The organism is Simiduia sp. 21SJ11W-1, assembly GCF_024138675.1.
Classification (GTDB): domain Bacteria; phylum Pseudomonadota; class Gammaproteobacteria; order Pseudomonadales; family Cellvibrionaceae; genus Simiduia.
Genome location: NZ_CP090959.1, coordinates 1,201,116 through 1,215,249, shown reverse-complemented (window position 1 = coordinate 1,215,249; position 14,134 = coordinate 1,201,116). Strand labels below are relative to the sequence as shown.

At 55.3% G+C, this 14,134-nt stretch carries 14 protein-coding genes; 1 reads left to right on the top strand and 13 read right to left on the bottom strand.

The genetic code is table 11. The features are described from left to right. The first annotated feature begins 105 nt into the window (after positions 1-105). Entirely contained in the window at positions 106-411 is a 306-nt protein-coding gene (locus L1F30_RS05425; protein WP_253360367.1) for a PilZ domain-containing protein, read from the top strand. A gap of 70 nt (positions 412-481) precedes the next feature. On the opposite strand, the gene L1F30_RS05420 is transcribed toward L1F30_RS05425, so the two are convergent. From L1F30_RS05420 to L1F30_RS05360, 13 genes are all read right to left on the bottom strand, one after another. After that, complete coding sequence (locus L1F30_RS05420; RefSeq protein WP_253360366.1) at positions 482-1,279, bottom strand: VacJ family lipoprotein; 798 nt, start codon at positions 1,277-1,279, stop codon at positions 482-484. A 99-nt stretch (positions 1,280-1,378) separates the two neighbouring features. Next, positions 1,379-1,795 (bottom strand): hypothetical protein, encoded by a 417-nt coding sequence (locus tag L1F30_RS05415; protein ID WP_253360364.1) that lies wholly within the window; start codon positions 1,793-1,795, stop codon positions 1,379-1,381. A 72-nt stretch (positions 1,796-1,867) separates the two neighbouring features. After that, entirely contained in the window at positions 1,868-2,785 is a 918-nt protein-coding gene (locus tag L1F30_RS05410) for a porin (protein ID WP_253360362.1), read from the bottom strand. A 249-nt stretch (positions 2,786-3,034) separates the two neighbouring features. Further along, the gene (locus L1F30_RS05405) at positions 3,035-3,775 is read right to left on the bottom strand and encodes a DUF2063 domain-containing protein (protein ID WP_253360360.1); all 741 of its coding nucleotides are present in this window, start codon (positions 3,773-3,775) and stop codon (positions 3,035-3,037) included. Next, positions 3,772-4,662 carry a DUF692 domain-containing protein gene (locus L1F30_RS05400; protein WP_253360358.1) on the bottom strand — a complete coding sequence of 297 codons (891 nt, stop codon included), beginning with the start codon at positions 4,660-4,662 and terminating at the stop codon, positions 3,772-3,774. The genes L1F30_RS05405 and L1F30_RS05400 overlap by 4 nt, the downstream gene beginning before the upstream one ends. Before the next feature lie 14 nt (positions 4,663-4,676). Beyond that, complete coding sequence (locus L1F30_RS05395; RefSeq protein WP_253360356.1) at positions 4,677-5,057, bottom strand: hypothetical protein; 381 nt, start codon at positions 5,055-5,057, stop codon at positions 4,677-4,679. A gap of 252 nt (positions 5,058-5,309) precedes the next feature. Continuing rightward, a complete protein-coding gene (gene hrpA, locus L1F30_RS05390; protein ID WP_253360354.1) occupies positions 5,310-9,218 on the bottom strand; it encodes an ATP-dependent RNA helicase HrpA in 3,909 nt (1,302 codons plus the stop codon). Positions 9,219-9,334: 116 nt separating this feature from the next. Next, a complete protein-coding gene (locus tag L1F30_RS05385; protein WP_253360352.1) occupies positions 9,335-9,643 on the bottom strand; it encodes a hypothetical protein in 309 nt (102 codons plus the stop codon). Between the two features lie 316 nt (positions 9,644-9,959). Further along, on the bottom strand, positions 9,960-11,135 hold the full coding sequence (locus L1F30_RS05380; protein ID WP_253360350.1) for a VWA domain-containing protein: 1,176 nt from the start codon (positions 11,133-11,135) through the stop codon (positions 9,960-9,962). Then, positions 11,135-11,980, bottom strand: coding sequence for a MoxR family ATPase (locus L1F30_RS05375; RefSeq protein ID WP_253360348.1), 846 nt, complete (start codon positions 11,978-11,980; stop codon positions 11,135-11,137). The genes L1F30_RS05380 and L1F30_RS05375 overlap by 1 nt, the downstream gene beginning before the upstream one ends. An 84-nt stretch (positions 11,981-12,064) precedes the next feature. Then, positions 12,065-12,751 carry an MBL fold metallo-hydrolase gene (locus L1F30_RS05370; protein ID WP_253360346.1) on the bottom strand — a complete coding sequence of 229 codons (687 nt, stop codon included), beginning with the start codon at positions 12,749-12,751 and terminating at the stop codon, positions 12,065-12,067. A 28-nt stretch (positions 12,752-12,779) separates the two neighbouring features. Beyond that, positions 12,780-13,613, bottom strand: a complete 834-nt coding sequence (locus tag L1F30_RS05365; protein WP_253360344.1) for a sulfite exporter TauE/SafE family protein — start codon at positions 13,611-13,613, stop codon at positions 12,780-12,782. Then, on the bottom strand, positions 13,613-14,125 hold the full coding sequence (locus L1F30_RS05360; protein WP_253360342.1) for a rhodanese-like domain-containing protein: 513 nt from the start codon (positions 14,123-14,125) through the stop codon (positions 13,613-13,615). Before L1F30_RS05360 ends, L1F30_RS05365 begins: the two co-directional genes overlap by 1 nt. Between the last annotated feature and the right edge of the window lie 9 nt (positions 14,126-14,134).

The following is a 14,134-nucleotide window of genomic DNA, read 5'->3' as shown; positions in this document are numbered from 1 at the left end:
ACGCACCTGATTGGGGTGTGCCTTCGAGCCTTATGGCCTGGCCACCACCATAATAACAATGCCCAAACACCGTTTGAGCAATACAAACCACACAGGAAGTACGTTATGAGTCTTGCAAACCGCGCCTACAGTGAAAAACGCAACTTTATTCGCATGCGGGTAGATTCCCCGGTTGCCATTACCCTTGATGACAATCAAACCTTGAGCGGCTTGTGCTGCGATTTAAGCGGTGGCGGCATGTCTGTTGAGGTAGACCGCGCACTGCCGGTAGGCACTGAAATGACCATCAGCCTCAGCTCAAGCCACGGGCACAACCCGATGCTGCGCGCCAAGGCCCGGGTGGCGCGAGTGCTGTCAGGCCCGAACGAATCTTGCACGCTGGGGCTCGAAATCGACGAGTTACTTAATTAAAAAGCCCGCTATTGCGGGCTTTTTAATGCGCCGGTAGTGGCGCGCAATCTCAGTGGTGATGCATTACGGCTCAATAGTCGTAATCGTCACCATAGTCGCCGTATTCACCCGTGTCACCGCCAAAGTCGTCTTCTACTTCTCCATCGTTAATGAGAAATTTACGGTTTTGCAAATAAACCGAGCGGAAAAATACATAGGTATCGCCCGTTATCGAATCTTCCAGCGGCAAAAACTTCGCCCGCAATGCCACAACCCGCAAGCCCAGCACACCGTTGCGGGTTGCCGTATCGTTGATTTGGGCAATGGGCAGGGTATCCAGATCCATGGGAATAGATAAAGTGCGTGTCACAGTAGAGGGGCCCAACAATGGCAGTACCATGTATGGGCCTTCGGGTACCCCCCAAACGGCGAGTGTTTGAGCGAAGTCTTCACCGTCGTTGCGGCGCAAACCAAAGTGGCCGGCAACATCAACAAAGCCTGCCAGGCCCACGGTGGAATTAATTAAAAAGCGCGCTGTATCGTTGGCTGCGGCGTCCCACTTCCACTGCAAAATATCGTTAAAGATATTGGTGATGTCACGCAGGTTCAGGTAGGCGTTGTCTATGCCCTTTTCCACAGGGTCAGGCGTAACTGCACGGTAACCAACGGCGAGCGGGCGCAGCATGTAGTAATCCACCACTAAATTGAAGGTAAACACCTTGCGGTTAAAGCCTTCCCAAGGGTCTTCCGGAATCGTGGCCGTGGCCTCGGTAATATCCGATGGATCTTCTGGCAATAAGCCCTTGTCATCGGCCCAAAGTGCTGCCGACCCCAAAAGCAAAAACACCAGCACTGCAATACGCGCCCTGTAGTGTACAACCTGCTTCACCTGTATCTCCCTAAGTGTCTATGGTGAAAATCGCCGGCCATTGTACGCCGCTCATTAGGCCAAGTCAGCTACTGTCACCTTGCGCCCAGCCGCGCAACGTCACCTGCAGGTAATGCGCGCGTGCAGGTAGAGCTGGCCCTGTGCCTGTTCGGCCCACTCGCGGTCTTTCTCCCAACCGCTCGGGCACTGCGCGGCCATCTGGCTATAAAGGCTCGCTAAGGCCTCCGTCATGCCATTGGGTTGCACCCGGGCACGCAGCAAAACCTCTGTGCCGGCAACATTGCCGGGCTTTGCCTGCTTACGGGTTTGCTCGGGCTTCGGTTCATCGGCTGGTTCATAGGTATTCACAACCGGGGGTGCTTCGTCACACTCAAAGTGCAACCGGTGGAAATCGCCAGATTCAGATAAATCCACCAGGGGCTCGCAGGGTTTACCCTCGGCATCAACCGCTGCCTGCCCGGTGGCATACACCGGTAAACACAACCAACACAACAACCACAATAACCACCAGCGCATCGTTTTCTCCTTTCCAGAAATAGCAAAAGGGTGCCAAGGCACCCTTTTGTGAACGGTAATCTAACAGCAAATTTAGAACTTGTGTTCCATACCCACGGCTAAGTAGTTACCTTCAATCGCATCGTTATCTGCTGCGTTGTCGGTGTAGAAACCGAACACCTTGGTGTTCTTGCCCAGCTTGTAGTCGGCACCCACTGAGTAGGTTTCACCGCCTTCGGCTTTGATGTCTGACTGGCCGAACTGCGCTTTCAGTGCCCAGCTGCCAACCTTGTACTGGCCGCTTAACATCCAGCCATCGGAATCTATATCGTTGGTTTCATCAGTTTCGTACAGCGCGCCCAGCTGGAAGTCGCCCAAAGTTGCCTGTAACACACCGCGGAGCACGGTTGAATCTTCGGCGCGCACACCGTCATCGTAAGCCAGGCCTGCGTAGATCACATCGTTTTCCCAGCCAGCCGCGCCCGAGAAAGCACTGTCGACATCGGCGTCTTCACTCATGATATACGCCGCCTTGGCAAAGAAGCCGCCCAGTTCCGGGGTAGCATACATCACAGTGTTGCTAGGGCGCTGGTCGCTCGCGGTAATGACGTTTTTGATATCGCCTTGCAAATCGTTGAACAGGTCAATTTTGTTTTGCAAAAGCTTGGTGGGTGTGTCGTGCTTACCGGCAATCACGGCGCCAAAGTTGCCAGCCAGGCCAACGTAGATGTTGCGCTGCTTGAACACATCGCTGCCGTCATCGGCCGCCACTTCGTATTCCAGCTGGTAAATGGCAAACAAAGAATCGTTGAGCTTAGTTTTGCCCTTAAAACCCAAACGTGAAGCATTGCTTTCCAGCGCGGTTACGCTGTCGTCGCCTTCATCCTGGTTTTCAACGGTTACGTTTACCTTGCCGTAAATAGTGCCGTCAATCGGGCCTTCGGCTTGGGCGGCAACAGGCAATACCGCTGCAATGGCAAATGGCAGCAGCTTCATCATAGGTTTATTCATGGTTAGTCCCCTTGGCTTTATAGGCTATGTAGTTCATCGGGTGAACGCTTCACCGGATGCGCTGCATTCTGGCGGCGCAATATTGCAGAAAAATGACAGTCCAAGCGAGGCAATAATTATTTGAAATCAAAAATTGTGGGCTAATTCCAAATTTGCCAACTTGCAACGCACAGCGCGGCTGGCCGCCAACGCTAACTGTCACATTTCTGTAGCATTCGCTCTTAAATGCCAAGCATAGACGCAGGGGGCCTATTCGCAAATCAGCAGGACATCGAGGTCTACAAACTGCTGCACAGTAGCGCGCAGCTGTTCGGTAAATTGCGCACCCGGGGGCTCGGGCAGCTGGGCGGAAAAAGCCTCTACCAAGGTGGGAAAACCGGCGTTGGGTTGCTGATCAAACTGTGCCAGCAGCGCGTAGCTCATGCCGTTAAGTGCCATAAAGCGCACTTCGTCTTGGCGATTTCTGTAAACCACAAAAAAACTGGGGGCTTCGGGCGGGTGTTCGGGCTGGTGTTGCTCGCCAATCATGTGCACTGGCCACTGGTAGGCCAGCGGCCAGGCGAGAGGCGAGCGGTTAAGTATGTGTGCGTCACTCACCGGGCCATCTACCGGCGGCGGCAGCTCATCCGGTGCGACATCCAGCGCAAGCTCAACCCACTCATAGTGCATCAGCTCTTGGGTAAACGGCGGTAGCGGGGAGCACTGGGCGCTGCTCACATAGTGGTAAAACTCTTGGCCTATTTCCAGAAAATAGGGCGACTGGGCGCGGTAATCACGCACAAAGCCCCGCACCAACTCACCCCAGCGGGCGTCGCTGATGAGGCTTCTGAAAATCGGAAATCCGCTCGATAAAAAGCCTTCGATGTTGTTATACACAAGCTCCTGGTACACCTTTAGCCGGCGCGGTTCAACGCCGGCTGGCGCAGGCGCGCGGTCCGGGTCGCGCAGGTGGCGGGTAAGCTCGAACTGGCGGGCGCGGGTTTCACTCACAGGGCCGGCTCCAAATGCATTGCCCGCAAATCTTGGGCACCCTTTGCCAGGGCGTCGGCCTGTAGCGATTTGATGTGATTTACTTCAACCAATAGCGCCGGTACCGGCGGAATATTAAAATCGCGCTCAAGCAGTGTGGGCCTTACGCCATAGAGTGCGTAGGCCTCGCGCAGTAGCGCCCATACCGGGTCAATCACATCGGCGCCGTGGGTATCTACTTTTAAATCCGGGGCTTCATCATAGTGACCGGCCACATGAATGTAGCTTGCGCGCTCACCGGGCAAGGCCCGCAGAAAGGCCTGTGGGTCGTAGCCATGATTAATGCTGTTTACATAAATGTTGTTAACATCCAACAACAGGTCGCAGTCGGCCTCGGCAATCACCGCATTAATAAATTCGATTTCCGTAAGTTGCTGCGCAGCCGTCAGGTAGTAAGACACGTTTTCCAGCGCAATGCGCCGCTCAAGGCGATCTTGCACTTCGCGCACCCTCTGGGCTACATAGTGCACGGCCTCTTCGGTAAAGGGGATGGGCAATAAGTCGTACAGGTGGCCATCGTCACTGCAATAGCTCAAGTGCTCGCTATAGGCGCGCACCTTATGGGTATCCAGAAAGGTTTTGATGTTATCGATCAGGGCTGTGTCTAGCGGTTCAGGCCCACCAATAGATAGCGATAGCCCGTGGCACAACAGGGGAAAGCGTTCGGTATATTCACGCAGCTGGCGACCAAAGCGCCCGCCCACACCTATCCAGTTTTCCGGCGCCACTTCCATGAAATCCACATCACTGCGGCCGAGCGCCTTAAAGCTTTGCATTTCGCTGCGCCGTAAACCCAAACCGGCGCCAAGCGCCGGTTGGGAAACTGCTGGTTTAACAAGCAGAGTCATAGGTGAATTCCGGCTTAAGCGGCACCGCCGCACTTGCCTTCACCACACTTGCCGTCTTTTTTGGCCTTTTCTCCGCCGCACTTGCCTTCACCGCACTTGCCATCTTTCTTGGCTTTATCGCCGCATTTACCTTCGCCGCACTTGCCGTCTTTCTTGGCTTTGTCGCCGCATTTGCCTTCGCCGCACTTACCGTCTTTCTCGGATTTTTTGTGGTCGCCGCATTTGCCTTCACCACACTTGCCTTCTGCGTGGCTGCCCGCCAGGTTGTAGCCCGAGCTGAGTTCCTGCGATGCGAACGGATTTTCTGCCGCAACAGCAGAGGTAGACATGGCAGCAGATGCGAGTACAGCAGCACCAATGGCGGTAGCAAACGGGGTTTTCATAGACTTGGACATAGGATTCTCCTTTACGTGCCCTTTTCATTATTGTGAGCAACGCCACGAGGTGTCGCCCGTTAAATCAGTGACTTTTCAGGTGGTTGACGGCAACTATCGGCCCGCAAGTGGTGCGGATAAATAGCGGCCCAACTGCTTGATTAGAGGCCTGTCACCAACCGACGTTACAGTATAGACACGATTTTTTACCGGGCCGGGTTCACAGCTGCGGCAAGTGGAGCCAATTGGGCGACAGGCTGCACAAAAAATCACCTAAACCAGGCCTAGTTGCGTTTTGAACTCCTGCAATTGTTTGTTGATACGCTTGGCCGATACCGGTTGCAGTGTTTTGATTGTTTGTGCAAACAGCGAAATACGCAGCTCTTCCAAGGTCCAGCGCAACGCCATTAACCCCGGTGTTTGCCAGGCGCGGAACTCGCCGGCTTGCTCACACAGCGCTTGCCATTTTTCCGCAACTGCAGCCCACTCGGCCATGGCGAGCTTATCGCGTTGCACATTTTGTGGCGCTTTTTCCAGGCGCACCAATACCGCTTTCAAATAGCGCGGGTACTGGCGCAGGGTATCGGCCGGCATGTGCACCAACACCCCTTTTCCGAATAATTGATCCAGCTGGGCTTTCACATCGCTAATGGCAAAGGCCAGCATCAGGGCGTTGCGATGGCTCTTAAGCACCTTGCGCACCTCCACCAACAAAACCAGCGCCTTGTACAAGCACTCGGCAAGCTCTGTGGCTCTAGGCACCAGCAGTGGGCGCAGGGTATCAACCAGGGTATCAAAGGCCTCACCCTCACGGATATCCGCCTGCGGTAGTTGCTCGTCTATCAACTGCAGCGCGGCCGATAGCATTAACTCGCCCGCCACCTGCTCACGGCTGCCCATTGAGGCCATGGTTAACCCGATATCTTTACCGCGCAACAGCTCTTTTTGCAGGTAGCGGGTTTGCTCTGCGAGGTTTAGCAACGCCAGGCGCGCAACGCCCCGGCGATGCACCCAGCTGGCCTCTTCAAGATTATCGTGCATGCGCAGGGCGACGCTGTTGCCCTCATCCACAAGCGCCGGGTACACCCGAATAGCAATGCCGCCACGTTTGAATTGGGTTTGCTTGGGCAAAGGCGCATCGGGCCATTGCGTTAAGCCTTCGCGCTCCAAATCCGGGCCTGCCGATTCGATACTGGCTTGCAGTCGATCGCGGTAACGATCGCGCAGGGCTTGCAACTGGCGGCCACTGTCGAGCCGCTTGCCCTGTTCATCTAACACGATGATGTTCATCCGGTAGTAGTCATCGAGCTGTACATCCGCCCAAAGCTCTGGCGCAATGCGGTTGCCGGAGGTGCGAAATAATTGCTCGCCCAGGGCCTGGGCCAAGGGTTCGTTGGCGGGCGTCATGCGCGCCAGCGCCTTATCTACATATTCGGGCACCGGCACAAACTGCTTGCGCGCCTGCTTGGGCAAGGCTTTCACCAGCGCCACACACTTTTCTTTTAAGATACCGGGCACCAACCATTCCAACCGGTGTTCGGGAATCTGGTGCAGAATGCTCACCGGCACCTTTATGCTCACACCGTCATCGGCATGATTGGGCTCAAAGTGGTATTGCAACGGCAGCTCCATACCATTCATGGATAAATGATCTGGAAACTGGGCTTCGGTTACGGCACTGGCATCGTGCTGCATGAGGTAGTCGCGGGTGAGGTACAACAGCTTGGCATTGCCTAACTCTGCCTCATTGCGCCAATGTTCAAAGCCTGCAAGGTTGACCACATCCTGCGCCACCCGCTCATCAAAAAAACGAAATAGCGCTTCGTCATCAACCAAAATATCGCGCCGGCGCGATTTGGCCTCAAGCTCGCCCAGGCTTTCAATAAGCCGCTGATTGGCTTTAAAAAATCCGCCCTTGCCCCGGTAATTGCCCTCTACCAGCGCACTGCGAATAAACACTTCACGGGCGGTTGCCGGGTCTATTTTACCGAAGGGTACACGCTTTCGCTCAATCAGCACCAAACCATACAGGCTGATTTTTTCATAGGCCATTACCTGCCCGCTTTTTACATGGTAATGGGGTTCAAAGTGCTCGCGTTTTACCAAATGGCGAGCCGCGGCCAGCACCCATTCAGGTTCAATTTTCGCAACCGTGTGGGCAAATAATTTTGAGGTTTCCAAAAGCTCTGCAGCCACAATCCATTTGGGGGATTTTTTGGCAAGCCCCGAGCCCGGGAAAATCTGGAACTTGCGCGCACGGGCGCCTAAATATTCGCGCTCTTCGGCCTTGGTTGCCACATTATTTAACAGCCCCGGCAACAGCGATTGATGCACAGCCTCGTAGGCTGCAGGTGTTGGGTTGAGGCTGAATTTCAAATCCCTCAGGGCCAGGCGCAATTGCAGGTGAATATCGCGCCATTCTTTTATGCGCAGCCATGAAAGAAATTCACGGCTGCACAGTTTGGCAAATTGGCTGCTAGACAGCGCCTGGCGCTGACTTTCCACATAGCGCCACAAATTTACCCAGCTGATAAAATCGGAATGCTCATCGCGAAAGCGCCGGTGCTTTTCATCGGCGGCTTGTTGCTTTTCTGCTGGCCGCTCGCGGGGGTCTTGCACCGAAAGCCCCGAAACAATGATCAGCACCTCGTCCAGTGCATTGGCCGCAGCCGCGGCCACCAACATGCGCCCGAGCGTTGGGTCTACGGGCAACTTGGCCAACTGGCGCCCGAGCTGGGTGAGGTTGCGCTTGCCATCAATGGCCTGCAACTCTTCAAGTAATCGCATGCCGTCGTTAATAAGCCGGGAATCCGGTGCATCCACAAAAGGGAATTGCTCAATATCGCCCATGCGCATTGAAAGCATTTGCAAAATAACCGCCGCCAAATTGGTGCGCAGAATTTCTGCATCGGTAAACGCCGGGCGATTTTGAAAATCTTCCTCGCTGTACAGCCGGATACAAATACCTTCGCTCACCCGCCCACAGCGGCCCGCACGCTGATTGGCACTGGCCTGTGAAATAGGCTCGATGGGCAGGCGCTGGATTTTGGTGCGGTATGAGTAGCGGCTAATGCGCGCAAGGCCCGGGTCAATCACGTAGCGAATGCCCGGCACGGTGATAGAGGTTTCCGCCACATTGGTGGCCAGCACAATACGCCGGCCTTTGTGGGGCGAAAACACGCGGGTTTGCTCGGCCAGGCTCAGCCGCGCATACAGTGGCAGCACCTCTAGGTGCGCCAGGTTGGCCTTGCGCAAGGCCTGGGCTGTTTCGCGAATTTCACGCTCGCCGGCCAAAAAAACCAGAATGTCGCCGCCGCGCCGGCTACTGCCCTTTTCTGCAGCCAACAGCTCGTTCACCGCCTCGGCAATTTGCGTGGCAAGTTCACCCTCTGCTTCGGCGGCGGGCCGGTAGCGCACTTCAACGGGATAGGTGCGCCCTGAAACCTCAATAATGGGCGCGCCCCCGAAGTGCTCGGAAAAACGCGCCAGATCGATGGTGGCCGAGGTAATAATTAATTTGAGGTCCGGGCGCTTGGGCAGCAGTTGCTTGAGGTAGCCCAGCAGGAAATCGATGTTCAACGAGCGTTCGTGGGCCTCATCAATAATGAGGGTATCGTAACGGCTCAGCAGCGGATCTTGCTGGATTTCCGCCAGTAAAATACCGTCGGTCATGAGCTTGATCAGGGTATTTTCGCCGCTTTGATCATTAAAGCGCACCTGATAACCCACCCGATCACCCAGGCTTGTATTGAGTTCTTCGGCGATGCGCGCCGCTACCGTGCGCGCTGCAAGCCTGCGCGGTTGAGTATGGCCAATGAGCCCGCGCAAACCGCGCCCAAGTTGCAGGCAAATCTTTGGCAGCTGCGTGGTTTTACCCGAGCCCGTTTCACCGGCCAGAATCACCACCTGATGCTTGGCTACCAGTGCGGCTATTTCTTCGGCGCGCTGGCTTACGGGTAGCGCCTGAGGCAATTCAATTTCGGGCACCAAGGCCCTGCGAGCGTGGACGCGGGCCTGCGCGGCCACAAGGCTTTGGTTAATACCCGCCAGAATTTTATCCACCGGCTGCTGCCGGTTAATGCGCCCTTTGACACTTTTCAAGCGTTTGCGCAGCGCCTGGGCGTCATCGATCATTAATTGATCAAGCTCGGCGTAAATGGGGGATAAATCAACAACAGACATGCACACGGCCACTTTTTAAACGAAGCCGAATTATAAGTGCTAGCGGTTATTGGGGATAGCGCCCACCCAAGCTCGGGCGCAGGCAAGCCATACACACACACCGGAACCTCAAGAATTCAAGCGCTGGCATCACCCTTGCCCGTTGAATCACGGGCAGGTTTGCTGCGCGGGCAAGCACCGGCAGCCGGCGGTGGCAAGGCTTTTAAGTGCTGGCGTATGTCCTCGCCTTTTACACAAATCACCTGCACCTTTACCGGCCGCGCTTCGCGCACACCTGAGTCAATGCTTAAAAAATTTACACAAGGCGCGGCGTTGTCTGCCTCGGGTTCGGCCACCGCCCAACCCAAACAAAAAGCACTAACAAGCACCAGGCAAATCCTTTGGAAGCCCTGCCGGGCCAGTTTTTTCTGATGATATGCATCCATGTCTGTGCCTCCATGCCGCGGGTCACGCTTTGCCCCAAAGGCCACTCATGGGCACCGAAACAGGCCACGATAAGTGTTTGGCGCAGGGTTTAAGAGTACGGCAATGAAATGCTAGCCCAAGGGTGCGCAATGGCTAAATATTGAATGCGCCTCAAACTGCAGGCTGATAGAAATATTTTTATTAAGGCGGGTTTGCGCTGAAAAGTGTATCGGTTATGCCTAGGCGCGCGGCGGGCTACGCGTAGCCCGCCGCACGTGGCACGCCGCACGTAGCCCGCCATGACCTGCCGGCATTTACCGGCAGGGCCACAAGGCGCTATTTGGCGAGGTATTTAATACCTTGATCCAGCCCTTCGAGAGTGAGCGGGTACATTTTGTTATCAATGAGTTCGCGCGTCATGCCAATGGATTGGGTGTAATCCCAGTATTTTTCAGGCACCGGGTTTAACCAAATTACCTTTTCAAAGGTATCGGTTAGGCGCTGCATCCATTTATAACCTGGCTCGTCATTCATGTGTTCTACACTGCCATACTGGCTGGCGATTTCGTAGGGCGCCATAGAGGCATCACCCACAAACACTACCCGGTAATCGCTTGAGTACTTATGCAACACATCAAACAGTGACGTGGTTTCCTGATGCCGGCGGTAATTGTCTTTCCACACCCGCTCGTAAATAAAATTGTGGAAATAAAAATACTCCAGGTGCTTGAACTCTGTTTTACAGGCCGAAAACAGCTCCTCGCACAAGCTGATGTAAGGGTCCATCGAGCCGCCCACATCCAAAAACAACAGCACCTTTACGGCGTTGTGGCGCTCGGGCACCATTTTGATGTCTAGCAGGCCTGCATTGCGCGCCGTGGAGCGGATGGTATCGTTAAGGTCTAGCTCATCGGCCGCGCCCGTGCGGGCAAACTTACGCAGCTTGCGCAGCGCCATCTTAATGTTGCGCGTACCCAGCTCTACGTTGTCATCAAGGTTTTTAAATTCGCGTTTATCCCACACTTTTACCGCGCTTTTATTGCGCGATTGGCCACCCACACGAATACCCTCAGGGTTGTAGCCGCTGTTGCCAAAGGGTGAGGTGCCGCCTGTGCCAATCCAGCGGTTGCCGCCCTGGTGACGCTTTTCCTGCTCTTCCAGGCGCTTTTTGAATTCTTCAATGAGCTTTTCAAGCCCACCCATAGATTCAATTTTGGCCTTTTCTTCGTCGCTTAATTGCTTGAGAAACTCGCTTCTTACCCAGTCGTCTGGAATTAAGGCCTCAAAAATATCTTCAATACTTTCAAGGCCCTTAAAGTAGGCGCCGAAGGCCTGATCAAACCGGTCGTAGTACTTTTCATCTTTAATTAAAATGGTGCGCGACAACAGGTAAAAATCATCCAGCGACCCAAAGGCCAGGCGCTGTTCAAGCGCCTCCAGCAGCACCAACAGCTCCTTGATGGATACCGGCACCTTGTGGGTGCGTAAACCATTAAAGAAGTTGAGTAACATTAGCGGTTTTCCCGTCGGCTCATAAACGCCAAACGCTCGAGCATGTGCACATCCTGCTCGTTTTTCAGCAGTGCGCCATACAGCGGCGGGATGGCCTTGGTGGTATCGCGATTGGTGAGAATTTCATCGGGAATATCGTCTGCCATCAGGAGCTTTAACCAATCTACCAGCTCGCTGGTAGATGGCTTTTTCTTCAGGCCCGGCACCTTGCGCACATCGAAGAAAATATCCAGCGCATCTTTAACCAGTGCCTGTTTGATGTCTGGAAAATGCACATCAATAATTTTTTGCATGGTGTCGCGATCTGGGAAGGTAATGTAGTGAAAAAAGCACCGGCGCAAGAAGGCATCGGGCAGCTCTTTTTCATTATTACTGGTAATGATCACGATGGGGCGCTGTTTGGCCTTGATGGTTTCGCCGGTTTCATACACGAAAAATTCCATCTTATCGATTTCAACCAACAAGTCGTTGGGGAACTCGATATCGGCTTTGTCGATTTCATCAATCAACAACACCAGCTGCTCATCAGACTCAAAGGCCTCCCAGAGTTTGCCCTTTTTAATGTAGTTTTTGATGTCGTGTACGCGGTCGTCACCCAGTTGTGAATCGCGCAGGCGCGACACCGCATCGTACTCGTACAGGCCCTGCTGGGCTTTAGTGGTAGATTTTATGTGCCATTGAATCAGCTTCAAGCCCAGGCTTTGGGCCACCTGTTCGGCCAACATGGTTTTACCGGTACCCGGCTCACCCTTAACCAGCAGTGGGCGCTGCAAGGTGACGGCGGCATCTACCGCCATGCGCAGGTCATCAGTTGCTACGTATTGATCTGTACCTTTAAAGGCCATGCCTCACTCCAAGCGTTAACGTCTCAAAACGCCCAGTGTATCAATGGTGCGCCCCGCTGTGTACGACACAGCGGGACTAGCGGGTCAGCCCATGCCGCAACCTTTGTTGGCGGGCACGGCCACATCCATCATTTTGGGGTTAGGCAGTTTCAGGTTTGCCATCAACGCGGCATAGGCCTCGCTATTGGCCACCTGCAGGCGGGGATTGTGAGCTTGTTCTTCTGCAAGCGTGCTGGAGGTCCAGCCTTTGTAATCGTGCCCCGGCCACACCTGGGTATGCCCGGGCAGGGCCAGTAGGCGTTGCAGGCTTTCATACTGCGCGCGCGCATCGCCGTTTTGGAAATCCGTGCGTCCGGTACCGCGGATCAAAAGCGTATCACCGGTAAACAGCATGTCTTGGCCGGGTAAATAAAAACAATAGGAGTCGTCTGTATGGCCGGGGGTAAACAGGGTGTGAATGCGTAGCTGCCCCACCGCCAGCACATCACCGTCGCCAAACCAGTCCGATGCGCAGGCTACATCGCTTTGCTTACCCATGAGCGTGCGTGCGCCGGTGCGTTCACGCAATTTGCCGAGTGCGGTTACGTGATCGGCGTGTACGTGGGTATCCACGGCGTATTTAAGTGTCAGGCCAAGCTGTGCCAGCAGCTGCAAGTAGGCCTCTTCCTGACCCAGCACCGGGTCGATAAGTATGGCCTCGCCGCTTGGAGCATCGCCCACAAGGTAAGTGTAGGTGGAGCTTTCGTGATCAAACAATTGACGAAAAATCATTGGGTAACCTCTCTTGCGCGCGGTGCGCCTAACTTGCCCGCCACTGCAGCCAAAGGGCGCTGGCAGTTAATAGAATCATCAACACAACAAATATTTGCTGCAAAACCGGCCCGGCCAGGCGATGGGCAAGCTTCGAGCCGAGCACCATGCCAAGCACACCCCCAAGCGATAACCAGGCCAGCACCGCGTAGTTCACTGCATGGCCAAGCCACAGGTAGCTGGCAAAGCCGCTTGTGCTGATTACGGCAATCACCAGCAGCGAGGTGGCCACCGCCGCGCGCATGCTAAGGCCCGTGAGCAGCACCAAAAGCGGCACAATCACAAAGCCACCGCCCACGCCAAAAAGCCCGGACAACACACCTGCCATGGCGCCGCCCAGCACAACCCCCGCCAGACACCGTGGCCGCAGCTCCAGCTGGCCGCTGGCACTGAACCGGCACAGGGGTTGCTCGGCAGTAAGTAATTTGGGAGCCTGGCTCGCGCGGGTGACGCCAGCGGCAGCGGGCTCGCGCCGGGCCTGCAGCCACATGCGCAAGGCCACCCAGATCACCAGCACCGCAAAACCTGCCATCAACCATATATCCGGCAATTGAAGCGCCAGCGCGCGGCCGACCGGAGCCAGCAGCGCACCGCTTAGAGCAAGCACCAAGGCCGGCAGCCAGACAACCTCACGGCGTGCAAAGCCTCCGGCCGCCCCCCAGGCCGCACTCACCGCCACTGCGCCAAGGGCCAACCCTGTGGCCTGGCCCGTTGCCAAACCCAGCCCCAGCATCAGTAGCGGCACCGCAAACAATGAGCCACCAGCACCGGTCAAGCCCAGCACCAGGCCCACTGCGGCCCCGATGGCAAGCACTTCGGGCATCAGGCTTTGTTCCAGGGCATGCGCGCCAGCACCATCAGCATGGGGCAGGCATCGGTAATACCAGAGAACATCAGGCCCGCGCCCACGAACCCGCTCAGGCCAAACCACACAGGGTGAATGAAGAAGCCTCCCGCAACGCCCACAAGTACCATTAGGCCTGCGGTAATGCGCATCTGCCGATCCAGCGCAATGGTTTTGCGCGCGCCCTGGCGCAGCAGTTTCGGATCGACGTTTTCAATGCCCCCTTCAATGACCACCAGCTCGCATTTCACTTGGCCTGCCAGTTTTTCACAGGCCATTTCCGCACGCTTTTGGGTGCGGCACATTAAATACACAGGGCCCGTTTCAGCCACATCGTGCACAGCCTGTGGGTGAATATCACTTACTGGCACATTGGTGCTACCGGGCAAAAACACGCTGTTAAATTCTGCCGGCGTGCGTACATCCACCACGGCAAGGTTGCCGGCGGCGGCATATTGTTCGGAAAACTCTTTTGCACTGATTCGTTTCATTTGGTCACC